22 protein-coding genes are annotated in these 23,484 nt (G+C 69.7%); 11 read left to right on the top strand and 11 right to left on the bottom strand.

Annotated elements, in window-relative coordinates:
- Positions 1-27 precede the first annotated feature (27 nt).
- Genes ACPL7H_RS05095 through ACPL7H_RS05075 form a run of 5 tightly spaced genes read right to left on the bottom strand, consistent with a single transcriptional unit; the run spans position 28 to position 4,436 of the window.
- Positions 28-1,302 carry a deoxyguanosinetriphosphate triphosphohydrolase gene (locus ACPL7H_RS05095; protein WP_424796001.1) on the bottom strand — a complete coding sequence of 425 codons (1,275 nt, stop codon included), beginning with the start codon at positions 1,300-1,302 and terminating at the stop codon, positions 28-30.
- A gap of 47 nt (positions 1,303-1,349) precedes the next feature.
- The gene (gene ehuA / locus ACPL7H_RS05090; protein ID WP_424796000.1) at positions 1,350-2,105 is read right to left on the bottom strand and encodes an ectoine/hydroxyectoine ABC transporter ATP-binding protein EhuA; all 756 of its coding nucleotides are present in this window, start codon (positions 2,103-2,105) and stop codon (positions 1,350-1,352) included.
- 7 nt (positions 2,106-2,112) lie between these two features.
- Positions 2,113-2,754, bottom strand: coding sequence for an ectoine/hydroxyectoine ABC transporter permease subunit EhuD (gene ehuD / locus ACPL7H_RS05085; protein WP_424786170.1), 642 nt, complete (start codon positions 2,752-2,754; stop codon positions 2,113-2,115).
- Complete coding sequence (gene ehuC / locus ACPL7H_RS05080; RefSeq protein WP_424795999.1) at positions 2,751-3,464, bottom strand: ectoine/hydroxyectoine ABC transporter permease subunit EhuC; 714 nt, start codon at positions 3,462-3,464, stop codon at positions 2,751-2,753. The genes ehuD and ehuC overlap by 4 nt, the downstream gene beginning before the upstream one ends.
- Before the next feature lie 3 nt (positions 3,465-3,467).
- Positions 3,468-4,436: a transporter substrate-binding domain-containing protein gene (locus ACPL7H_RS05075; RefSeq protein WP_424795998.1), complete on the bottom strand. Its 969-nt coding sequence runs from the start codon at positions 4,434-4,436 to the stop codon at positions 3,468-3,470.
- Between the two features lie 468 nt (positions 4,437-4,904).
- On the opposite strand from ACPL7H_RS05075, the gene ACPL7H_RS05070 reads away from it, so the two are divergent.
- From ACPL7H_RS05070 to ACPL7H_RS05045, 6 genes are all read left to right on the top strand, one after another.
- Complete coding sequence (locus ACPL7H_RS05070) at positions 4,905-5,927, top strand: siderophore-interacting protein (protein ID WP_424795997.1); 1,023 nt, start codon at positions 4,905-4,907, stop codon at positions 5,925-5,927.
- A 34-nt stretch (positions 5,928-5,961) separates the two neighbouring features.
- On the top strand, positions 5,962-7,023 hold the full coding sequence (locus ACPL7H_RS05065) for a FecCD family ABC transporter permease (RefSeq protein ID WP_424795996.1): 1,062 nt from the start codon (positions 5,962-5,964) through the stop codon (positions 7,021-7,023).
- Positions 7,020-8,102 carry a FecCD family ABC transporter permease gene (locus ACPL7H_RS05060; RefSeq protein WP_424795995.1) on the top strand — a complete coding sequence of 361 codons (1,083 nt, stop codon included), beginning with the start codon at positions 7,020-7,022 and terminating at the stop codon, positions 8,100-8,102. Before ACPL7H_RS05065 ends, ACPL7H_RS05060 begins: the two co-directional genes overlap by 4 nt.
- Positions 8,099-8,911, top strand: a complete 813-nt coding sequence (locus tag ACPL7H_RS05055) for an ABC transporter ATP-binding protein (protein WP_424795994.1) — start codon at positions 8,099-8,101, stop codon at positions 8,909-8,911. The genes ACPL7H_RS05060 and ACPL7H_RS05055 overlap by 4 nt, the downstream gene beginning before the upstream one ends.
- Positions 8,912-8,987: 76 nt before the next feature.
- Positions 8,988-10,022 carry an ABC transporter substrate-binding protein gene (locus tag ACPL7H_RS05050; protein WP_424795993.1) on the top strand — a complete coding sequence of 345 codons (1,035 nt, stop codon included), beginning with the start codon at positions 8,988-8,990 and terminating at the stop codon, positions 10,020-10,022.
- Between the two features lie 75 nt (positions 10,023-10,097).
- On the top strand, positions 10,098-11,828 hold the full coding sequence (locus ACPL7H_RS05045; RefSeq protein WP_424795992.1) for an alpha-amylase family glycosyl hydrolase: 1,731 nt from the start codon (positions 10,098-10,100) through the stop codon (positions 11,826-11,828).
- Positions 11,829-11,882: 54 nt separating this feature from the next.
- On the opposite strand, the gene dusB is transcribed toward ACPL7H_RS05045, so the two are convergent.
- On the bottom strand, positions 11,883-13,067 hold the full coding sequence (gene dusB, locus ACPL7H_RS05040; protein ID WP_424795991.1) for a tRNA dihydrouridine synthase DusB: 1,185 nt from the start codon (positions 13,065-13,067) through the stop codon (positions 11,883-11,885).
- Positions 13,068-13,177: 110 nt separating this feature from the next.
- Positions 13,178-14,446, bottom strand: coding sequence for a YibE/F family protein (locus ACPL7H_RS05035; protein ID WP_424795990.1), 1,269 nt, complete (start codon positions 14,444-14,446; stop codon positions 13,178-13,180).
- 166 nt (positions 14,447-14,612) lie between these two features.
- On the opposite strand from ACPL7H_RS05035, the gene ACPL7H_RS05030 reads away from it, so the two are divergent.
- The 5 genes from ACPL7H_RS05030 to ACPL7H_RS05010 all read left to right on the top strand — a co-directional run bounded on the left by ACPL7H_RS05030 (position 14,613) and on the right by ACPL7H_RS05010 (position 18,501).
- Positions 14,613-15,692, top strand: a complete 1,080-nt coding sequence (locus tag ACPL7H_RS05030) for a metal ABC transporter substrate-binding protein (protein WP_424795989.1) — start codon at positions 14,613-14,615, stop codon at positions 15,690-15,692.
- A complete protein-coding gene (locus ACPL7H_RS05025; RefSeq protein WP_424795988.1) occupies positions 15,683-16,453 on the top strand; it encodes a metal ABC transporter ATP-binding protein in 771 nt (256 codons plus the stop codon). The genes ACPL7H_RS05030 and ACPL7H_RS05025 overlap by 10 nt, the downstream gene beginning before the upstream one ends.
- Before the next feature lie 95 nt (positions 16,454-16,548).
- Positions 16,549-17,424 (top strand): metal ABC transporter permease, encoded by an 876-nt coding sequence (locus ACPL7H_RS05020; protein WP_424796331.1) that lies wholly within the window; start codon positions 16,549-16,551, stop codon positions 17,422-17,424.
- 13 nt (positions 17,425-17,437) lie between these two features.
- Positions 17,438-17,830, top strand: coding sequence for a Fur family transcriptional regulator (locus tag ACPL7H_RS05015; protein WP_424786183.1), 393 nt, complete (start codon positions 17,438-17,440; stop codon positions 17,828-17,830).
- Positions 17,830-18,501, top strand: a complete 672-nt coding sequence (locus ACPL7H_RS05010) for a DedA family protein (RefSeq protein ID WP_424795987.1) — start codon at positions 17,830-17,832, stop codon at positions 18,499-18,501. The genes ACPL7H_RS05015 and ACPL7H_RS05010 overlap by 1 nt, the downstream gene beginning before the upstream one ends.
- A 34-nt stretch (positions 18,502-18,535) precedes the next feature.
- On the opposite strand, the gene ACPL7H_RS05005 is transcribed toward ACPL7H_RS05010, so the two are convergent.
- The 4 genes from ACPL7H_RS05005 to ACPL7H_RS04990 all read right to left on the bottom strand — a co-directional run bounded on the left by ACPL7H_RS05005 (position 18,536) and on the right by ACPL7H_RS04990 (position 23,393).
- On the bottom strand, positions 18,536-19,321 hold the full coding sequence (locus tag ACPL7H_RS05005) for an isoprenyl transferase (RefSeq protein ID WP_424795986.1): 786 nt from the start codon (positions 19,319-19,321) through the stop codon (positions 18,536-18,538).
- Entirely contained in the window at positions 19,318-20,049 is a 732-nt protein-coding gene (gene recO, locus ACPL7H_RS05000) for a DNA repair protein RecO (RefSeq protein ID WP_424786186.1), read from the bottom strand. The genes ACPL7H_RS05005 and recO overlap by 4 nt, the downstream gene beginning before the upstream one ends.
- 57 nt (positions 20,050-20,106) lie before the next feature.
- The gene (gene leuA, locus ACPL7H_RS04995) at positions 20,107-21,837 is read right to left on the bottom strand and encodes a 2-isopropylmalate synthase (protein ID WP_424786187.1); all 1,731 of its coding nucleotides are present in this window, start codon (positions 21,835-21,837) and stop codon (positions 20,107-20,109) included.
- Positions 21,838-22,022: 185 nt separating this feature from the next.
- A complete protein-coding gene (locus ACPL7H_RS04990; RefSeq protein ID WP_424795985.1) occupies positions 22,023-23,393 on the bottom strand; it encodes an FHA domain-containing protein in 1,371 nt (456 codons plus the stop codon).
- Positions 23,394-23,484: the final 91 nt, after the last annotated feature.

The raw sequence follows: 23,484 nt of genomic DNA, 5'->3' as shown, positions 1-23,484 counted from the left end.
TCCCGGCGCCCGCTCACCGGGTGCGGGTCACGGGCGGCTGTCCGACTCGCACAGGCGCGCGTGCCACTCCAGGGCGGAGACGTCGGTGAGAGAGGCCACCTGATCCACGACCGCGCGCAACCGCCCTGCGTCGTCGTCGGCTTCCCGGTAGTCGGCGAGGAACGGGGGCTCCAGGGTCGCCTCGGGGCGGCTCGAGCACTCCTGGACGAGGTTGGTGACGATCTGGCGTTGACGCCCGTACAACGGTTCGTCCTCACGTGGGGCCATCACGAACATCGCCGCGATCCCTTTCAGCACCGTGATCTCGGCGAGGACCTGGTCGGGTACCACCACGTCGGCGTCGTAGCGCACCAGGTCGCCCTGGCCGAAGGTGGCCCGGGTGGCCCGAGCCGCCGCCACCGCGAAACGCCCGATCAGTTGCGAGGTCATGTCCTTCAGTCGGGCCAGACCCCGCCGGGTCCCGTCGAACGTCTCCACCCAGTACGGCATCGCCGACAGCGATTCGATCGCGGCATAGAGGTCATCGGCGCTGGTGGCTCGGCCGTACCAGTCGTGGATCTGGTCGATCAGACGTTCCCGCATGCCCTCCTGACGCAACTGGTCCAGGTCGTGGCGGCCGTTCACCACCGCGTCCTCCACGTCGTGCACGGAGTAGGAGATGTCGTCGGCCAGGTCCATCACCTGGGCTTCGATGCAACGGCGCCCGGGCGGGGAGTCCCCCCGCATCCAGGCGAACACCTCGGCGTCATCGGCATAGGCACCGAACTTGCGGGTCGGGCCGCCCGACTCACCCGCCGGTCCCTCGCCGGAGAACCAGGGGTACTTGGTGGAGGCATCCAGGCTCGCTCGGGTGAGGTTCAACCCCACCGCGCGCCCCTCCCGGGTGAACGTCTTGGGTTCCAGGCGCGTCAGCAGCCGCAGGGTCTGGGCGTTGCCCTCGAAGCCCCCGATATCGGCAGCGACCTCGTGCAGCGCGTTCTCGCCGTTGTGACCGAACGGGGGGTGCCCCAGGTCGTGGGAGAGGCAGGCGGCGTCGACCACGTCCGGGTCGCAGCCCAGGTTGTAGGCCAGCTCCCGGCCCACCTGGGCTACCTCGAGGGTGTGGGTCAGGCGAGTGCGGACGAAGTCGTCGGTGCCCGGCCCCAGCACCTGGGTCTTGGCACCGAGGCGTCGCAGCGCCGAGGAGTGCACGATCCGGGCGCGGTCCCGCTCGAAGTCCGAGCGGTGCGCCGACTTGGGTGCCTCGGCGTACCACCGCTCATGGTCATACAGCCGGTACCGGCCAACGGGCAGATCGAACACGCCATCACCCTACGCCGTCCATCCGGGCCCGGCTCCGCCGGGCGGGATCAGAGGATCGCCTGCAGGAAGGTCTTGGTGCGCTCGTGATCGGGGTTGGTGAAGATCTTGTCCGGGTGGCCCTCCTCCACGACCTTGCCACCGTCGAACATCATCACCCGCTGGGACACATCGCGGGCGAACTGCATCTCGTGGGTCACGATGAGCATCGAGATGTCGGTGTTGTCGGCGATCTCACGCAGCACCGCGAGCACGTCGCCCACCAGTTCGGGGTCGAGCGCGGAAGTGACCTCGTCCAGCAGCAGGATCTCGGGGTTCATCGCCAGGGCACGCGCGATCGCCACCCGCTGTTGCTGACCACCGGAGAGTTGCAAGGGGTGCGCCTCGGCCCGGTGCTTGAGCCCCACCTGGTCCAACAGGCCGTAAGCCTGATCGATGGCCTCCTCCTTGGACTTGCCGAGCACGTGCACCGGCGCCTCGATGATGTTGTCGATGACCCGCATGTTCGGGAACAGGTTGAACTGCTGGAAGACCATGCCGATCCGGCGCCGGATCCTGGAAATGTCCTTGGGCCGACGCTCCACCCGACGGCCGTTGCGTTCCTCATGGGTCAGCGGGTCACCGTCGATGTAGATGTACCCCCCGGTCAGGTGCTCCAAGGTCATCACCAGGCGCAGGATGGTGGTCTTGCCCGAGCCACTGGGACCGATGAGCGTCACGCGCTCGCCCTTGGCCACGTCGAAGTTCAGATCGCTGAGCACGGTGGTGTCACCGAACTTCTTGACGACGTCCTCGAATCTGATCATGGGGTCATTAGTACGCAAGTCGCTTCTCCAGTCTGCGCATGAGGATGGCCGTGGGATAACTCGCCGCGAGGAAGATCAGTCCGGCGATGGTCAGGGGTTCGACGTACCGGAAGGTGGTCCCACCGATGTTCCGTGCCACGGTGACCATCTCCGGGGCCGCGATGAAGATGAGGAACGGTGTGTCCTTGAACATCGCGATCGCCCAGTTACCCAGGGACGGGATGGTCGCCCGGATTGCCTGCGGCATGATGACCGCACGCCAGGTACGGCTCTGCGGCAACGACAGGGCCGTCGCACCCTCCCACTGCCCCTTGGGGACCGACTCGATCCCGGAGCGGTAGGACTCGGCCATGTAGGTGGAGTAGTGGATCCCGATGACGATGATCCCGACCTGCATCGCTGACAGCGTCGACACCGTCAGGTACAGGAACAGCAACTGCGCCGGCAGTGGGGTCATCCGGATGAAGTCCAGGATCCAACTCAGGATCTTGGCAGGTATGTAGGGAAGGCTGCGCAGGGCGATCGCCCAGATGAGACCGAGCACCGCAGCGGCGAGCGAACCGACCACCGTCACGACCAGGGTCACCCGGACGAAGGCCTCCAGGAGCGGGGGAAGCACATCCAGCGCGAACTGGGTATTCCAGATCATGCTGCTCCCCCTCCCGCCAGTGCCTTATCGGTGCGCGGCTTCTTGCTCTCCTTCAGCCCGAGCTTGCGCTGGGCACGCAGTTCCATCCACCGCAGCACCGCCGAACAGGCCAGCGAGATCAGGAAGTAGATCACCAGGCTCAGGCCGAATGCGGTGGCGGTATCCATGGTGCGGCGCACCTGCTGGGTGATGAACAACAGGTCCTGCAGGAAGATGAACCCGGCCAGGGACGAGCCCTTGATGAGCATGATCAGCAGGTTGTTGAACCCGGGGAGCATCAGGGCCCAGGCCTGCGGCCAGATGACCCGGCGCATCTTGTTCCACCAGGACATCGACAGCGCGGTGGTGGTCTCCCACTGACCCTTGGGAACGGCGTTGAGCGAGCCGCGCACCACCTCGGAACCGTAGGCCCCGTAGTTCAGGCCCAGGGCGATGATCCCGGTGGTCAGGGAGGCCCACTCGATCCCGAGCATCGGCAGGACGAAGAACAGGAAGAACATCTGCACGACCAGCGAGGTCCCGCGGAAGAACTCCACGACGATCCGCACCAGAGTGCGCACGATGATGAACCTGCTGTTCGCCGCGACGCCCAGCAGACAGGCAACGAAGAACGCCACGGCGGCGCCGCCCACGGAGAGCTGCAGTGTGACAACTGTGCCCTCCCAGAGGCGCGGCGCCGCCGAGACGAACGAATCAAGAAAGTCTTGCACCGATCATTCCTCGACGGTGGGCAGATCACCCTCGCAGAGCATCTCAGTGCTGACTTCATCGGTGGGCCGCTCGGCCTCGGTGAAGCCGAACGGGCCAAGCACCCGCTCGAACTCCGCCGGGTCGCCGATGATCTCCGCGGCAGCCTCGTTGTAGGCGTCCAGCAGATCGGTGTCCGCGTCACGGAACACCGTCGCGCCGGCACCCACCTGGATCTCACCGTCGACCACGGCCTCGAACGCCTCGGTCACCTCGACCGGCTGGTCGGGGTTGTTCTCCGCCATGGCGCGCAGCGAGATGCCGGTGAGGGCGTAGACGTCGGCGCGGCCGGAGACCACAGCGTCCATCCCGTCCTGCGGGGTGTTCACCGTCATCAAGTCGATGCCCAGGGCCTGGGCGTAGGACTCCTCGACCGCACCGTTCATGGCGGCGAAGGTGACCCCGGCTTCCTGAACGTCCTGCATGTCGTGCAGGTCGTTCGGGTTCCCCTCAGGCACCATGAACGCGGTGGTGTACATGATCTCTGGGTTGGAGAACGACGCCTGCTCACACCGCTCGGGCAGGATCGACATACCGGCGGAGACCGCATCGAAGCGACCTGCGTTCAGGCCGGGGATGAGGGCGTCCCAGTCCACCTCGGTGCCCTCGACCGTCTCGATGCCCATCGAAGCGAAGACCTCGCGGTGCAGCGCGATCGTGGCACCGGTGAGTTCCCCGCTGTCGTCGGTGTAGCTGTAGGGCTCCTCGCCGGCGAACCCGACGGAGATCGAACCGGCTTCCTGCAACTCCGCCAGGGTGCCGCCATCGCCGTTCGCGTCGCCGTTCTCGTCGCCGTTGCCCTCGTCCTCCTGACCGGGGACCGGGGGCGGATCGTCGAGCCCGTCACCATCGCCGTTGCCGCAAGCCGCCAAGGCCAGCGTGGCCGCGGCCGCGGTGGCAGTGAGCGCCATCATTCGGCGCGAAGTGTTCTTCATCGTGCTCCTCTCGATGTGGTGCCTGCCTGCCCAACGCACCCAGACGTGCGAAGCGGAACCGGTGACACCGACTTGTCAGAACCGCAGACCACCGTATGAGCCACCAAGCGGTGGCACAAACGGTGTGATTCGGCGCCGGCACGCCGGTTCCCACCCCTCGGCCGATGCGGCCGGAGGCGCATTCTGGTGCGGCACAGAGCGGTCACGCTCATCGCCACTGATGTGCAGGACATTGCTCGAGAGTACCTCAAAACCGTTACGGGGTTGAAACATATGAGCGGGAAACTTGAGGACGGGTTGACCTTTGACTAGCGCAGGCTGGGACGCTCATTGCCCAGCACTTGGGTAGGTCATTGAGTGGCATTGGTAGCGTCCATCGTCGGTGGCCGATCGACCGGACGTGCATCGCGGGCGGCCGCCGGTCCACCAGGGTGGCGCGCGGCGCGGCCTCGATGGTCTACTTAGGTAATGCTTGCCTTACAAAAAGCGGCCGGGACAACCGCACGCGGCATCCAGGAGATCCTCACCCGCGACGACCGGCCGGCGTACCGGCCCTTCGCCGCCGAGGTGACGAACGTACGCACGCTCGGACCGCATTTCCGCCGGGTGACGTTCACCGGTGCGCAGATCGGTTGGTTCGGCACCTACGGCCAGGACCAGCGGATCAAGATTCTGTTCCCGCTGGCCGATGGCCACCTGACCGACGTCGGGGCCGACGATGCGGGGATCGCCATGGCCGGCACCTGGTACGAACACTGGCGCGAGGCACCCCAGGAGCGGCGCAGTCCGCTGCGCACCTACACCATCCGGGCGGTCCGCCCCGACGCGGCCGAGATCGACGTGGACATGGTGATTCACGGCGACGCCGGACCGGCTTCGCGCTGGCTGCAACAGGCCGCGCGAGGCGACCGCGTCGTCGTCGTCGGTCCCGATGCCCGCTCCCGCCAGTATGCGACCGGAGCGGACTGGGCACCCGGAACGGCCACCGAGTTGCTGCTCGCCGGGGACGAGACCGCCGCTCCGGCGATCTGTTCGATCCTGGAGGATCTGGCGGCGGACAAGCGCGCCCGCGCCTTCATCGAAGTGCCCGGGCAAGGGGACTTCCTGGACGTCGACCACGGCGACCACGCACAGATCACCTGGCTCGGTCGCGACGGGGCCGGGCACGGCGAGCACCTCCTCCCGGCCGTGCGTTCCTGGGTCGCCGCACACGCGGCGGTCGTCGACGATGCTCGTGCCGTGGTCGGCCAGGCACTGGAGGACGTCGACGTCGACACCGAGCTACTCTGGGACTCCCCCGTGCTCCAGCTCCAACCGGTCGACACCTGCGGGCGCGGTCAGCGCTGCGGCTCGGACTTCTACGCCTGGTTCGCCGGTGAGGCCGGGATGATCAAGACGCTACGCCGGATGCTCGTCTCCGAGGCCGGGGTATGCCGGCGCCGGGTGGCGTTCATGGGCTACTGGCGCCAGGGACGCAGCGAGTCCCAGTGAGGGGCACGCTGAGCGCGCGGCTCCGGCACCAGCCATGACCAGGACCCTGACCAGGGCGCCCACCCCGGCGCCCGCAACCGCAGTCCCTACCCGCCGCCGTCTCCTCGGCCTGGGCGTTGCCGTCGTGCTATTGCTCATCGTGTGTGCCGCGAGCCTGGCGCTGGGTGCCCGGGAGGTGGCGCTGGGAACCGTATGGGAGGCACTGCTGGACCCGGTGGCCGGCGCGGCCGACCACGCGGTGGTGCTGGACCAGAGGCTGCCCCGCACCATCGTGGGACTGCTGGTCGGGGCCGCGCTGGGGCTGGCCGGCACCGTGATGCAGGGCATCACCCGCAACCCGCTGGCCGATCCCGGCCTGCTGGGTGTCAACGCCGGGGCCTCGCTGTTCGTGGTGCTGGCCATCACCCTGTTCGGGATCACCAGCCCTTCGAACTACCTCTGGTTCGCCTTCGCCGGTGCGGCAGCGGCGACCGTGGTGGTCTACGGTATCGGGGCCCTGGGGCCCCGGGGCGCCACCCCGGTCACCCTGGCGCTGGCCGGGGTGGCACTGACCGCCGGCATCACCTCGATCCTGACCCTGCTGCTGCTGTCCTCCACCACCGCCACCAACACGTACCGCTTCTGGGCGGTGGGCTCGCTGGCCGGACGCGGCAGCAGCACCGGAGGCGACGTCATCACCACCCTGGCACCGTTCCTGGCCGTGGGTGGCGTGCTGGTCCTGGCGTGCGGGCGGTGGCTGAACCTGCTCTCGATGGGTGATGACCTTGCCCGCGGCCTCGGTCTGCACATCGCTCGCGCGCGGGCACTGGCTGTGCTGGGTGTGGTGCTGCTGGCCGGCGGCGCTACAGCGCTGGCCGGACCGATCGTGTTCGTGGGGCTGGTGGTTCCACACCTGATCCGCCCGTTCACGGGCCCGGATTACCGCTGGATCCTCCCCTACGCCCTACTGGTGGGCCCTGCGCTCCTGCTGGCGTCCGACGTGCTCGGGCGCCTGATCGCCGGGCCCGGCGAACTCGAGGCCGGGCTGGTGGTCGCCCTTGTGGGGGCCCCGGTGATGGTGGCCATCGTCCGCCGCGCCCGGTTGGCGGGATTGTGACCGCGCCCGCGGCGCCGGCCGCCACCCCGGATCCGCCGGCTCCCCCCGCCCCAGCCGGGACGGTGCTGGCCGGGGTGCGCCGGGCCCGACGTCGGCGCACCCTGATCGTGACCGCGATCCTGGCCACCCTCGTCCTGACCCTGGCCTGGGCCAGCCTGACCTGGGGCGGTCACACCGGTGCGGTCCTGGACTACCTCGCCACGGCCCTCGGTGCCGGGAGCGGGGACTCCTCCTTCCTGATCGGACGGCTGCGGCTGCCACGGGTGGTGCTGGCGGCCCTGGTCGGCGTGGCGCTCGGTCTGGCCGGGGCGCTGTTCCAGTCCGTCCTGGGCAACCCGCTGGCCAGCCCGGACATCCTCGGGGTCTCCGGCGGTGCGAGCCTTGCCGCGGCCTTTGCGATCATGGCGCTGGGCCTGACCGGAGCAACGGTGGGTCTGTTCGCCTTCGGCGGTGCCGCAACGGTGGCGGCCGCGATCTACCTGCTCGCCTGGCGTGGCGGGGTGACCGGGTTCCGATTCGTGCTGATCGGGGTCGGTTTCGCCTTCGCCATCAACTCCGGCATCGGGTACCTACTCACCCGCGCCGAGGTCGCCGACGTTCGCACCGCACTGGTCTGGATGGTCGGCAGCATCGGCACCCCCCGCTGGAACGACATCGCGGTGCTGGCGGTGCTGGTCGGCGCCCTGCTGCCGCTGGTGGGCCTAGCGGCGCGAGGCCTGCAGGCGCTGCAACTCGGCGATGAGATGGCGGGCGGTCTGGGGGTACGCGTGGAACCGGCACGTCTGCTGGTGCTGGTGGTGGGGGTGGGCCTGGCCGCCAGTGCCACCGCATTCGCCGGTCCGGTGGCCTTCGTGGCGTTCGTCTCGGCTCCGATCGCGCGCCGGCTGCTACCCTCCGGTGGCCTCGCACTGGGGGCGGCGGCGCTGGTGGGGGCCGCCGTGGTGCTCGGTGGTGAGTTCGCTGCCACCCACCTGATCGGGTCCCTCGAGGCACCCGTCGGGATCGTCACCGGTGCCGTCGGCGCCCCGTACCTGCTGTGGCTGCTGGCCACCGACGACGCCGGGGAGCGAGGCGCATGAGCACCACCGACCACAAGAGCGGCCATGACCTGCGCGCGAGTGCGCTGAGCCTGGCATACGACAGCCGCCGGGTGATCACCGACCTGGACCTGACTGTTCCCCGGGGGGCGGTCACCGCGATCGTCGGCGCCAACGGGTGCGGCAAGTCCACGCTGCTGCGCGGACTTGCCCGTCTGCTGCGCCCCGCGTCCGGTGCGATCACCCTGGACGGCAGGGCCCTGCACGAACTGCCCTCCCGCCAGGTCGCGCGCACGATCGGGATCCTGCCGCAGAGCCCCACGGCTCCGGAGGGCATCACGGTCGCCGACCTGGTCGCCCGGGGTCGCCATCCGCACCAGGGATGGTTCGGGCAGCCGAACGCGGCCGACGACGACGTGGTCACCGCCGCACTGGAAGCCACCGGGACGCAGGGGCTGGCCGGGCGGCGTGTGGATGAGCTCTCCGGCGGGCAGCGTCAGCGCGTCTGGATCGCCATGGCGCTGGCTCAGGATCCCGACATCCTGCTACTCGATGAACCCACCACCTTCCTCGACGTCACCCACCAGCTGGAGGTACTGGACCTGCTGGCGGCAGTGAACCGGGAACGGGGCGGCACGGTGGTGATGGTGTTGCACGACCTGAACCTGGCCGCCCGCTACGCCGAGAACCTGGTGGTGATGCGGGCAGGGCGGGTGCACGCGATCGGCAGCCCGGACCAGGTACTCACCGCCGAGGTGGTCGCCGACGCGTTCGGGTTGCGTGCCCGGATCGTGCCGGACCCGGTCTGCGGCACCCCGATGGTGGTCCCGATCGGACGATTCCATCGATGAGCGGTACCGGTTTGTCACCGCCGCACACTTGACATTAGGTTAGCCTCACCTAACTTTCGATGGATGTGGAGATCTCGTGGTCCGACGCTCGCTCCTGGCCGTTCTCGCTGCTGCCACCCTCGCCCTGTCCGCCTGCGGTTCCTCCGCCGGCACCGGCGACGGAGCAGGCGGAGCCGCCGGCACCGCAGGCACCGGCGATGGCGGCCGCTACGGGGCGCCGGTCAGCATCGACCACGCCTTTGGTCGCACCGAGGTTCCGGCCGGGGTGAGCGACGTGGTCACCCTGGGCTGGGGGTCCACCGAGGCCGCGCTCGCACTCGGGGTGGTCCCGGTGGGTATCGAGGCACAGACCTACGCCGTGGACGACAACGGCCTGCTGCCCTGGGTGAACGAGGAACTCGCGCACCTCGGCGCCGAGCCCGCGATCGTGCCCGCGAACGTGGAGGAACCGGCGTACGAGGAGATCGACGCGCTCAGTCCCGAGTTGATCCTGGCCCCCTACTCGGGCCTCACCGAGGAGCAGTACCAGATCCTGTCCGAGATCGCCCCGACCGTGGCCTACCCGGACCAGCCCTGGACGACCCCGTGGCGCGAGGTGATCGAGATCGTCGGCACCTCCCTGTCCATGCCGGGCGAGGCCGCGGATCTGGTGACCGAACTGGACGGCACGTTGGCCGCCGTCACCCAGGAGCACCCGGAACTGCAGGGACTGACCGTGGCAGCGATATGGGACGTCGGCGGCACCTTCTACGTGTACAAGCCGGCTGACTCCAGGGTGGACTTCCTGCTCGACCTCGGCCTGACCAGCGCACCGTCGGTGGAGGAACTGGACGGTGGTGGGGAGTCGTTCGTCTACGCCCTGTCCTATGAGAGCACCGACGCGATCGACGCCGACATCCTGGTGAACTACGCCTCCACCGGCGAGGAGGTACAGACGTTCCTGGACCAGTCCTACGCCCAGGTCATCCCGGCGGTCCAGCGCGGCGCCGTCGCCCACATCACCGGTGATCAGTTGATCGCGGCGATGTCCCCGCCCACTGCCCTGTCCCTGACCTGGGGGCTGGAGGAGTACGTGGACTCCATCAGCGCTGCCGCGGCGAACGCCCAATAGCCCAGCACCCAGCGCGGTCGCCCGAGGTCGCGGCACAGATTGGCATCACCGCCTGTCACGGGTGAGACTGGGCCGATGGTCACCGCTTCGCACGTCGCCGCCGCCACGACCACGACCCTCGTGCACCGGGCCGACCAGGCCCCGGGATGGTGGCGCGACGCCGTCATCTACCAGATCTACCCCCGTTCCTTCGCCGACTCCGACGGCGACGGCGTCGGGGACCTGCCGGGGATCACCGGCAGGCTGGACCACCTGGCCCGCCTCGGCGTGGACGCGGCGTGGCTGTCACCCTTCTACCCCTCCCCCCAGCACGACGGCGGCTACGACGTGGCCGACTACCGGTCGGTGCACCCCCAGCTCGGCACGCTGTCGGATATGGACGCCCTCATCGCCCGCGCCGACCAGTTGGGCCTGCGGGTGATCGTGGACCTGGTGCCCAACCACACCTCGGACGCCCACCCCTGGTTCGCCGAGGCCCTGGCGGCACCGCCGGGTTCACCGCAGCGGGACCGGTACATCTTCCGCGACGGGACCGGGCCCGATGGGGCCGAGCCCCCGAACAACTGGGGCAGCGTGTTCGGCGGACCCGGCTGGACCCGCATCACCGAGGCCGACGGAAGTCCGGGGCAGTGGTACCTGCACCTGTTCGACTCCCACCAACCGGACTTGAACTGGGAGCACGAGGATGTCCGCGGCGAGTTCATCGACGTGCTGCGGTTCTGGCTGGACCGAGGTGTGGCCGGGTTCCGGGTGGATGTGGCTCACGGTCTGATCAAGGATCAGTCGTTCCCGGAGTGGGAGGGCCACCGCACGATGATCAGCGCCGAGGAGAGCGCCGAGCCTGCCGGCAAGCAGGCTCCGATGTGGGACCAGCCCCGCGTGCACGAGATCTACCGCACCTGGCGTGAGGTGCTGGCCGAGTACGGTCCGGAGCGAGTGCTGATCGCCGAGGCGTGGGTCGAGGACGATCGCGCGCTGGCCCGGTATGTCCGCCCCGATGAGATGCACCAGGCGTTCAACTTCCAGTTCCTCACCACCCCCTGGCGGGCCGGGTCGTTGCGGCAGAGCATCCAGACCTCGTTGCTCGAACTCGACGCCGTCGGAGCACCCTGCACCTGGGTTCTCTCCAATCATGACGTGGTCCGTGCCGCCAGCCGGCTCGGATTGTCCGTGACCGGCAAGGGTCCCAATGGGATCGGCGCGGGCGACCCACAGCCCGATGGCGAACTCGGTCTGCGGCGCGCACGGGCCGGGCTGCTGCTGATGCTGGCGCTGCCGGGCTCGGCCTACCTCTACCAGGGCGAGGAGTTCGGCCTTCCCGAGCACACCGATCTGCCCGGCGAGGTGCGCCAGGACCCGACCTTCGCGCGCACCGATGGGCGGGTCGTGGGCCGGGACGGGTGCCGGATCCCGCTGCCCTGGCGCTCCGACGCTCCCGGGTACGGTTTCTCCCCCACCGGCGCCACCTGGCTGCCCCAGCCCGACTCATTCGCCGCGTTGGCGGCCGATATGCAGAAGGGTGACCCGTCCTCGACCTATGAGCTGGTGCGCGCCGCACTCCGGATCCGTCGTGACTGGCGATTGGGCTCGGGGTCGCTGGCCTGGGTGGATGGGCTGCCGGCGAACGAAGGTGATCTGCTGGTCTTCACCAACCGCGAGGTGGTGGTCCTGGTGAATCTGGGCGAGCGGGCCGTTCCGCTCCCCACGGACCTGGAGGTCCTGCTCGCATCCGGCGGAGGCGACGACGTGGGCCCGGACGAGGCGGTCTGGGCGGTCATCCCCCGGCCGGCGGACGACGACGGGTAGCACTGAGGCGTACCGCGAGCCACCGCGCACTCGGGCGGGCGAGCACGGAGGGGCTCAGCCGCCGGAGACGCCCAGTTCGGCCTGCTCCAGCAGGGCTCGCAGTTCCTCATCCAGGTGCCGGGAGTCCAGCCAACCCTGCGGCAGGTGCGGGACCTTCGGGGTGCCGGCGCGCCCGCGCGGCCCCTCCGCCCCGGCGCCGGGATAGGGCTGGTCCAGGTCCAGTGCAGCGAGCCGGTCGTCCAGTTCGGCGAGGGAGGACACCAGACCGAACGCGGCCCGCACCGGGCCTCCCACCACGTAACCCTTGAGGTACCAGGCCATGTGCTTGCGCAGTTCCCGCAGGGCCTTACCCTCATCACCGAAGTGCGTCACCATCAGCTCGGCGTGCTCCCGGATCGTCGTGGCCACCTGGGCCAGGCCGGGGCGGCGACGCACCGATGAGCCGGCGAAGGCCGCCACCAGGTCGGTGAACAGCCACGGCCGGCCCTGGCAGCCGCGCCCGACCACGATCCCGTCGCAGCCGGTGTGGGCCACCATCGCCAGCGCGTCCTGCGCTGACCAGATGTCGCCGTTGCCCAGCACCGGAATGTCGGTGACGGCCTCCTTGAGTGCTCCGATCGCGTCCCAGTTGGCGGTGCCGGAGTAGTGGTCGGCGGCGGTGCGCCCGTGCAGTGCCACCGCGGCCACACCGGCGTCCTGGGCGCGCAGCCCGGCATCGAGGTAGGTCAGGTGCTCGGCGTCGATGCCCATCCGCATCTTCACCGTGACCGGCACATCGCTGCCCTCGGTGGCGCGCACGGCGGCCGTGACGATCGCCCCGAAGAGTTCGGACTTCCATGGCAGCACCGCACCGCCGCCCTTGCGGGTCACCTTGGGAACCGGACAGCCGAAGTTCAGGTCGATGTGATCGGCAAGGTCCTCCTCGACCAGCATCCGCGTCGCCGCCCCCACAGTGGCCGGATCCACCCCGTAGAGCTGGACACTGCGCACCGCCTCACCGGCGTCGTGGGAGATGATGCGCATCGACTCGGGAGTGCGCTCCACCAGTGCGCGGGACGTAAGCATCTCGGCCACGTACAGCCCGGCCGGTGCCGGACCCGGCAGTGCGGCACCCTCGGGGATCCCGGCAGCGCCGGCCCGGCGGCACAGCGCACGGAACGGCGCATTGGTCACGCCGGCCATCGGTGCCAGCACCACCGGGCTGCCCACGGTGATGGAGCCGATCTGCAAGGGATTCACCTGGGTATTCTCGCATCCAGGCCGGGGCCGGCCACGGTGATGCCCGCCACGGGCGGCCGAGCCGGATCACCTGATCGGCTCAGGTGGTCCCGGGCCACCGGCCCACCGCCTCACGTCGCCGGGCTCTGGCGATGCGCACCGTCGTCGTCGGACTCGATCTCGGCAGCCCGGTGCTCGACACTCACGGGTGTGCCGGGGCGCCCGGCGCTTCGCCGGCCGCCGGCCCGGACCGGCTCAGCACGGCGGCGGCTGGAGCGCACCAGCATGGCCGCGATGAAGGTGGTCGCCGGGATGGCCAGTACCAGGCCGATCGAGGAGACCAGGGTGCGCACCACCTCCTCGGCGATCTCCCCGGCGGTGAGTGTGCTGGTGACGGAACGGTCGTAGAGCATCACCACCATCAGGGTGGTCATCGCGGTGCCGACGTACGCGAAGGCCAGGGTGTAGACGGTGGAGGCGATGTGGTCGCGGCCGATTCGCATCGCCCGGGCGAAGACGCTGCGGGTGGGGGCGTCCGGGTTCGCCGCGTGCAGTTCCCACACCGCCGAGGCCTGCGTGATCGAGACGTCGTTGAGCGCGCCCAACCCGGCGATCACGATGCCGCACATCAACAGGTCACGCAGGCCCAACCCGGGCAGGACCGCGTCGAGCATCAGCGCACTGTCCGACCCCGCCCCGGACAGCCGCGCCGCACTCGTGGACCACCACGCCAGTCCCGTCGTCACAGCCAGCCCGATGAAGGTGCCCAGGAGCGCGGTGGTGGTGCGGATCGAGACACCGTGGGCCAGATACACCGCGAAGAACATCATCGCGCTGGCACCGACCAGCGTGGTCAGCATCGCCGGGGCGCCCGACATCAGCGCCGGCACCAGGAACGCCGCCACCACACCCAGGGAAGCCAGCAGGCCGACGATAGCCATCAACCCCCGGATCCGCGCCACCAGCACCACGACGAGCACGTACAGGCCGGTGAGCAGCAACAAGGGCACGTCCCGGACGGCGTCCACGTACACATACGGGCTACCCGAGCCCATCGCCCCGGTGGTGAAGAAGATCCGGATGGTGTCACCGGGTTCGATCCCGGCGGAGACGATCTCCGGAGGCACCTGGATCGGCACGATCCGCTCGGTGCCGTCCTGCAGTTCGGCCATCGCCTCGGTGCCGACCTCACCGGTGACCTCGGTGATCACCGCGGTGGTGAAACCCGGGCCCTCCACCGGATTCTCCCGCGAGCCCACCGGGGTCTCCCCCCGCGGCCACAGGAGGGCCAGACCCACGACGGTGGCCAACAGCAGCGGCAGCACGACCGCCAGCAGGATCCGCCGTGTTCGTCGGGCTACCGCTGGATCGAGGTCGGTATCGGTGTGCTCATGCGTCATTGTTCACACTGTGCCCGGCATCAGGCCGTGCTCGCCGCAGCGACACTGCCGTAATTCCTCGTTCGTGTTTGACGGCAGCCGGGTCAGCGCACCATCCGTGCAGAGTGGTACGGGACACACCATATCCTTATTGACACTGGTTCTCATTGCCGATGAGAATGGCACAATGTTCGCACGCACAGCGCCATTCCGATGCACGGCGACCCTGGCGGGCGTCGGCCTGCTCCTTGCCGCATGTTCCGACGCCGGCACCCCAGCCCCCACCTCTCCCGGGGAACCGGAGAACCTGAGCGTGGTGACGGCCTTCTATCCGCTGCACTTCCTCGCCGAGCAGGTCGGAGGCGACCTGGTCGGCGCCGACGACCTCACGCCCTCCGGCGCCGATCCACACGACCTGGAACTGTCCCCGGTCGATGTGGCGATGATCGAACAGGCCGACGTGGTCGTCTATCTATCCGGCTTCCAGCCCGCGGTGGATGCGGCCATGGAGCAGGTGTCCGGGCCGGTCGGACTGGATCTCGCCGAGGTGGTGGATCTGCAGGACACCTCCGCCACCGTGCGCTCCGGCACGGACTCGGGCACCGCCTCAGATGACGAGCACGCACACGACGACCACGGACACGACGACGACCACAACGACGATCACGCACACGACGACGACCACGCACGCGACGACGACCACAACGACCAGCACGCACACGACGACGACCACGACGGGCACGACCACGGCACGGAGGATCCGCACTTCTGGCTCGACACCGAGCGGATGGCCACTGCCGCTCACGCACTTGCCGAGGCGCTCGGTCAGACCGCGACGGAGCACGCCGGGACATTCGAGGCCAACGCCGCGCAGCTGCAGGCGGATCTGGACGCTCTCGATGAGCACTACCGCACCACGCTGGCCTCCTGCTCCGACGAGGTCATGCTGGTCAGCCACCTCGCCTTCGGCTACCTGGCGATGCGCTATGACCTGACCCAGGTGGGCATCGCCGGCCTGGACCCGCACGTGGAACCCTCCCCGGCCCGCCTCGCCGAGATCCGCGCCGTGGTGCTCGCCGAGGGCGTGAACACGATCTTCGTGGACCCCCTGGCCAGCGCACGGGTCAGCGATGCCCTGGCCGCTGAACTCGACCTCCAGGTCCTCACGCTGGACTCCCTGGAGAACCTGCACCCACCGGCCACCGACTACTTCGAGGTGATGGAGGCCAACCTGGAGGCCCTGGCCGAGGGGCTGACATGCCGGTGAGCACCCTGAACGCCACGAACGTGGACGTGCACCTGGGCGGCGTCCAGATCCTGCACCGGGCGAACCTACAGGTGACCAAGGGTGAGATGGTCGCGCTACTCGGTGCGAACGGCTCGGGCAAGTCCACGCTGATGCGCGCCTGCCTCGGCCTGGTGCCGATCTCGGCTGGCCAGGTGGGCATCCTGGGGGCACCCCTGGGCCACGGTGCGCCGTGGCACCGGATCGGCTACGTCCCGCAACGCCCGAGTTCGGCCAGCGGCGTCCCGGCGACCGCCGAGGAGGTTGTCCGCACCGGCCTGTTGTCACGCCGACGCTGGTGGGTGGGCAAGGACGGGCGCGCCGCCACCGAGGCCGCCCTGGAGGCGGTGGGCATGGTCGACCAGCGCGGCAAGGCACTGCATCACCTCTCGAGTGGGCAACAGCAACGCGTCAGCATCGCCCGCGCGCTGGTCCGACGTCCCGATCTGCTGCTGATGGACGAACCGATGGCAGGGGTGGACCACCCGAGCCAGGAGGTCTTCGCCGACCTGCTCAGCGAGTTGAAGTCCCAGGAGGTCACCACGGTGGTGGTGCTGCACGAACTCGGGTTGTTGCGCCCGCTGATCGACCGCGCGGTCGTGATCCGTCAGGGACGCGTGGTCCACGACGGCGACCTGCCCGAACCTGCGCCGTTCCACGACCATCCCGAGCATGAGCACGTGCACGCCGATCACGGAGAGTACGAGGGCCCGCCCGACCCGCTCCAGGTGACGCTGCCATGATCGCTGCCCTGGCGCTGATGACCACGGCGAGTGCGACGGCGAACCTGGCCTCGACGAGCGTCCTGGACCAACTCGCCGCGGTGCTGGCCAGCCCGATGACGCAACGTTCCCTGCTGGCGGCGCTGATCGTGGGCCTGGCGGCGCCGGTGGTGGGCACCTACCTGGTGCAGCGCAGGCTCTCGCTGCTCGGTGACGGGATCGGGCACGTGGCCCTGACCGGGGTGGCGATCGGATGGTTGGTGGGTGCCGCCACCGGAGCCACGGACATGGAGGCCTACGCTGTCCCGGGCGCGATGGCCGCGGCCGTGATCGGTGCGGTCCTGATCGAGGTGGTCCGTGCCCGCGGCGCCACCAGCGGCGACGTGGCGCTCGCGCTGTTGTTCTACGGAGGCATCGCCGGAGGCGTGGTCATCATCGGCCTGGCCGGCGGCACCAACGCCAACCTGATGGCCTACCTGTTCGGCTCGCTGGCCACCGTGTCCACCAGCGACCTGACCGTGACCGTCCTCATGTCGGCGGCGATCCTGGTCGTCGGTCTGGGGTTGGGCACCGCGCTGTTCGCCGTCTGCCAGGACGAGGAGTTCGCCCGCTCCACCGGTCTGCCGGTCCGCTTGCTCACCATCCTGATCGCCGTGGTCGCAGCCGTGACCGTGACGGTGGCGATGCGGGTGGTCGGGCTGTTGCTGGTCTCGGCCCTGATGATCGTGCCCGTCGCGATCGCCCAGCTCATCACCTCCTCCTTCCGTCGCACAATGGCGCTGGCGATGGTGATCGGTGCGCTGGTGTGCGTGACGGGCCTCACGATCACCTTCTTCCACCGGCTGGCCCCGGGTGCGATGATCGTGGTGGTGGCGATCGGCGTGTACGCCCTGATCGCCGCGGTGCGCCCGATCATCCAGGCCAGGCGCCCCCGGGACCGGTCGGCCCACCCCGAGATGGCCGACGATGTCCGGCTGAACAACGTCACGTAGGAGAGATGAGGCCATGCAGCGCATGACCCGCCAGCGGGCCGCCGTTGCCGAGGTGCTCGCGGAGTCTGAGGAGTTCCGCACCGCACAGGAACTGCACGATCTACTGCGCGACCAGGGCCACTCGGTGGGCCTGGCCACGGTGTACCGGACCGTGCAGACCATGGTCACCAACGGGGACGTGGACGTGCTGCGCAACGACGAGGGTGAGGCGATGTACCGCCGGTGCGCGCGGACCGAGCATCACCATCACCTGTTGTGCCGGCGGTGCGGACGCACCGAGGAGATCGGGGCGGACCTGGTCGAGCAGTGGGCCGCCAGCGTGGCCCGCGCGTACAATTTCGTCGAGGTCGAACACATCGCGGAGTTGTACGGCATCTGCGCAAGTTGCGCCGGAAGAGAGAGTTGATGGGCAACTTCTTCACCACGGGGCCCTTCTGGGCGGTGTACGTGGTGTTGTTCCTCATGGCGATGGCGCGCGGGCAGATGATGTATTGGATCGGCCGCATCCCCACCGAGCAGGCGCTGAAGCGGACCGCACCGACCACCGGGTGGCGGGCGCGGGCCCACCGCTGGCTCTCCGACGGCGGCGCCGATGCGGGTGTGCGTTCCATCCAGCGCTGGGGTCTGCCGGTGGTCTCGTTCTGTTACGTCACGGTGGGTTTCCAGTCGCTGGTGCAGGCCGCGGCCGGCATGCTGCGGATTCCGCTGCTGTGGTACATCCTGGCCCAGATTCCCGGATCCCTGGCGTGGGCCGCGATCTACTCCACCATCGGGTTCGGGTTGTGGGCGGCCATCATCGCCGCAGCGGCCGGGAGTCCGGCGGGCCTGATCGCCATGACCCTGGCGCTGGCCCTGGCCGTCACGCTGATCGCGCTACGCATCCGGCGCAAGCGTGCCCGGGCGGCCGCGGAGCCACCTCTGCTCACCGGTACCGGTACCGAGCCGGTCGAGCCGGGGAGCGTCGACGGCGGACTTGACGGCGGCGACACGGGCCTGCGCGGTGGGGGAGCGCACGGCAGCCAGACCGCCCACGCGCGCAAAGCCTCCGACGACGCACCGGTCACCCCCTCCTCCTGACGACGGGACCTGAGCGGGCCCGCGGAGGTGCCGGTCAGGAACTGCTGGGCCTGTCCACCGCAGCCCCATAGCGCCGGTCCCGCGCGGCGTAGGCGGCGGCTGCCTCCCACAGGTCCCGGCGGTCCACCTCCGGCCAGGGTTTGTCGATGAAGATCATCTCGGCGTAGGCGGCCTGCCAGATCAGGAAGTTCGACGCGCGCTGCTCTCCCCCGGTGCGCAGGAACAGATCCACATCCGGCAGGTCGGGCTCGTCCAGATACCTGGCCAACGTCCGCTCGCTGACCCGCTCCGGATCGACCCGCCCGGCCACCGCATCGCGGGCCATGGCCGCGGCGGCGTCGGCCAGTTCGGCGCGGCCGCCGTAGTTCACACACATCGTCAGCGTGCACACGGTGTTGTTGGCGGTGAGGCGCTCGGCCTCCTCGAGTTCCGCGATGACGCTGCGCCAGAGCCGCCGGCGCCGCCCGGCCCAGCGCACCCGCACCCCCCAGTCGTTCATCTCGTCGCGGCGCCGGCGCAGCACGTCCCGGTTGAAGCCCATCAGGAAGCGCACCTCGGCCGGCGAGCGCTTCCAGTTCTCGGTGGAGAAGGCGTAGGCGCTGATGTGGGTGATCCCGAGTTCGATCGCCCCGGCCACCACGTCCAGCAGCACCGCCTCCCCTGCGGCGTGTCCCTCGGTTCGGGGAAGACCGCGAGCATTGGCCCAACGGCCGTTGCCGTCCATCACGATCGCCACGTGCCGCGGTATCCGGCCGGGCGGCAACCGTGGGGGCCGGGCTCCCGATGGATGCGCGGGTGGCGATTGAACCTGTCCGCTCACACCCGTTCCACCATCCGCAGCGAACGCAGTTGCCGCTCCAGGTGCCACTGGGTGTACACCGCCACCAGACCGGAGGCCTCCTTGCGGTGGGTCTCCTCCGAGACGTCGGCCACGTCCCAGTCGCCGGTGAGCAACGCCGACAGCAGTGCCACGGTCTGCGGGGCCGGTGCCGCGGCACCGGGTGGGCGGCAGTTGCTGCACACCATCCCGCCCATGCCGGCAGAGAACGCCCGGTGGATCCCGTCGGACTGGCACCGGGCGCAGGATGCGAAACTCGGGGCCCAGCCGGCGATCGCCAGGGCCCGCAGCAGGTAGGAGTCCAGCACCAGCGTGATCGCGTGCTCACGCCCAGCGAGGGCGCGCAACGCACCGGCCAGCAGCAGGAACTGCTGGGTGGCCGGCTGGCGTTCCATCTCGGTGAGCCGCCCGGCGGTCTCGACCATCGCGGTGGCGGTGGTGAACAGGGCGTAGTCGGAGCCGATCGCCCGACCGTGCGGAGCGATCGTGTCCACCTGGGTGACGATGTCGAGGTTACGCCCGGAGTAGAGCTGGACGTCGATCAGGCTGAACGGTTCCAGGCGCGCACCGAACTTCGATGAGGTGCGCCGCACTCCCTTGGCCACGGCACGCACCTGCCCGGTGTGCCGGGTGAGCAAGGTCAGGATCCGGTCCGCCTCACCCAACTTGTGGGTGCGCAGCACGATCGCCTCATCCCGATAGGTACGCACCGCCCCATTGTCCACCATCGCCCCGGGGCAGGCCCGGTGGCCCCATCGGTGAGTCCGTCAGCGCAACGCGCGGTTGACCGCCGAGATGATCGCCTTGAACGACGCCGTGGTGATTGACGGGTCGATGCCGACCCCCCACAGCACCTGGTCGCCGACCTCGCACTCCACGTATGCCGCAGCCGCGGCGTCCCCACCGGCCGAGAGGGCGTGCTCGTGGTAGTCCAGCACCCGCACGATGACGTCGCGCCCGGCCAGCAGGTCGACGAACGCCGCCACCGGCCCGTTGCCGCGCCCGGTCAGTTCCACCTGCTCGGAGGCGTCGGTGAGGGTGACGGTCAGGGTGTCATCGGAGCCGTCACCGGCAGAGATCACCTGAGTGGCGCCGAGTTCGAACCGCCCCCACGGCCGCAGGTCGCTGCCCGGGGTGGCCGGCAGGTACTCATCGGAGAAGATCGCCCACAACGCGTCCGCGGTCATCTCCCCGCCCCCGGAATCGGTGTGGCGCTGCACGATGCGGGAGAACTCGATCTGCAACCGCCGTGGCAGGTCCAGACTGCGGGTGGAGGCCAGCAGATAGGACACTCCGCCCTTGCCGGACTGGGAGTTCACCCGGATGACGGCCTCGTAGTCCCGGCCCACATCGCGCGGGTCCACCGGCAGGTAGGGCAGGTCCCAGGGCACGTCCTCGCCGTGCTCGGCCACCTGTAGCGCCCGGTTCTGGAAGCCCTTCTTGATCGCGTCCTGGTGGGATCCGGAGAAGGCGGTGTAGACCAGGTCCCCGCCGTAGGGGTGGCGCGGGTGCACATCCATCTGGGTGCAGTGCTCCACAGTGCGGCGGATCGCGTCGATGTCGGAGAAGTCGATCAGCGGATCGATGCCCTGGCTGTACAGGTTCATGCCCAGGGTCACCAGGTCCACGTTCCCGGTGCGCTCACCCTGACCGAACAGGCACCCCTCGATCCGGTCCGCACCGGCCATCACCGCCAACTCGGCGGCGGCGACCGCGCTGCCCCGGTCGTTGTGCGGGTGCACGCTCAGCGACACGAACTCCCGGCGGGACAGGTTCGTGGACATCCACTCGATCTGGTCGGCGTAGACGTTCGGGGTGGCCCGCTCCACGGTGGCGGGCAGGTTCAGGATGATCTCGCGGCCCTCGCCGGGGGACCACACGTCCATGACCGCCTCGCACACCTCCAGGGCGTACTCCAACTCGGTGTCGGAGAAGATCTCCGGGGAGTACTGGTACCCGAACTCGGTATCGGGGTCCAGCAACTTCTCGGCGTGGTCCATCACATGCTGGGTTCCAGCGGTGGCCAGCAGTTTCGTGCCGTCCTTGTCGTTGCGGAACACCACCTCCCGGAACACCGGCGCGGTGGCGTTGTACATGTGCACGTTCGCCCGGTGCGCCCCGATCAGTGAGCGGACGGTGCGCTCGATCAGGTCCTCGCGCGCCTGGGTCAGCACCGAGATCGTCACGTCCTCCGGGATCGCGTCATCGGCGATGATGGAACGGACGAAGTCGAAGTCGGCCTTGCTGGCCGCGGGGAACCCGACCTCGATCTCCTTGTACCCCATTCGTACGAGCAGGTCGAACATGGTCCGTTTGCGCTGCGGATCCATGGGTTCGATCAGGGCCTGGTTCCCGTCGCGCAGGTCGGTGGATAGCCATCGCGGTGCCTGCTGGATCCGCCGTGAGGGCCACTGCCGGTTCGGCAGATCCACCGCCATCGTGTCCAGGAACGGCCGGTACTTGCCCACCGGCATGCCGTGAATAGTGCGAGTGCTCATCGTTGTGTTGCGTCCTTCCCAGTCCTTGTCCTTCGAGCCGGGGTCGCTAGCGCCCGCGACGAGGATCCGGCCGGGTCAGGCCTCGTCGCGGCGAGGAAGGAGCAGGAGGTGGTTCACGATGCCCACTCTAGCGCAGCCGGCCGGTCCCGTCGTCGCGGTGACTCCGGTCGACGATGGCGGGCCGGTCAGGAGACATCCTCGGGCAGCATGACCAGGATCTCGGTGCTGCCCATCCGTACCGTGGAGCCGACCCGTACCGCTGTCTCCCGCCACGGCTCAAGTTCCACCCGGGTGCCGTCCGGGCCCACCATTACGGTGCCATTGGTCGAGGCCCGGTCGGTCACGGAGACGCGGCCACCGCTGATCCGCATCTGCACATGGGTCTTGGAGACCGACTGGTCCGCCACCCGCAGCAGCGCCTCCACCTGTTCGCCCTCCCGGGCCCGCGGATCACGACCGATCAGGGTGGTTGCCTCACCGGGCAGGTGCCGCCCGTCCGGGAGCACCACGGCCACACCACCGGGTTCGCGGGTGCGTGACTCCGAGGGGACCGGGCCCAGCCGGGCAGCCAGGCGGGTACGCTCCAACTCCTCCCCGTCGCCGGCAGGGGCCTCCGGGGCGTACCCCGTCCCCTGGGCGGCACCCGCACCTGCCGAACGCTGCGGTGGCGCAGCAGGGCGGGCCGGCGATGCCGGTGGGCCGGGCTCCTGGGCCCAGCCCACCGAGGGCACCGGCTGTCCGGGCGCGGTCGGTGCGCCCGGCACGTCCTGCGCAGCGGGGGGCACCTGCTGCGCCGCCGGGCCGGGATGGTGTGCGGTGGGCATGAGCGTCTGGTCCGGCGGACCGAACGTGACGGCGTGGCCCGGCTGCGGGGCGCCGGTACCGTCGGCAGACACCTGCGGCTGCCCCGGGTGCGCGGCGTGCGTGCGGTCCTGGCCCTGTGCGCGAGCCCGGGCCTCGGCCGAGGGACGACGCCGCAGCGCCACCAGCATCGCCACGAGGCCGGCCAGCACGGCCAGGCTGCCGATTGCCAGTACCGCTGCCAGCGCAAGGTAGGCACCCGGGTGCCCGGACCGGGCGCCGGTCTCCGGTGCCGCGTAGGCCAGCGTCCAAGCGGCGCCGGCAAGTAGCCCGAGGGCCACGGCGATCCGCACGACCATCGCGGTGGTGAAGACATCCCGCACCGAGGGAGTGGTGACGTGCCCACTGGCTCCGGTGCCGCGCACGTAGGCAGCGTGCCACCGGCCGGCCGCAGCGATGGCCCGCCACCCGCTGCGTTCCAGCCACAGCCCCCACAACACCCACGCCAGCAGCGCCACCGCGGCGGTGGCGACCAGGAGCCAGAAGAGCGCCCCCTGCGCCATTCCGGAGGTCGCCAGTACCAGCGTGCTCGCACCGGCCACGCCGAGCAGCAGCACGAACAGCCCGTGGATGTTGCGCGGCCACCCGGCCACGTCCTCGATCAGCGCGTGCAGCGCTTGAGCGCGCACCTGCGGCAGGTGCCACGCCCCGGGTCGTGACGGGGCGTCCGGGGGCAGGTAGACCGCTGACCGCACACTCGGGGACCATGGCGAGGGCGCGGGCTCGGGCGCCTGCCCGCCCGGGCCAGGTGGCCCGGGTGCCTGCGGTCCGGGCCGGGCCGGCACG

This window comes from Pseudactinotalea sp. Z1732 (assembly GCF_049724975.1).
Classification (GTDB): domain Bacteria; phylum Actinomycetota; class Actinomycetes; order Actinomycetales; family Beutenbergiaceae; genus CALKWS01.
This window is presented reverse-complemented; position numbering and strand designations above follow the sequence as displayed.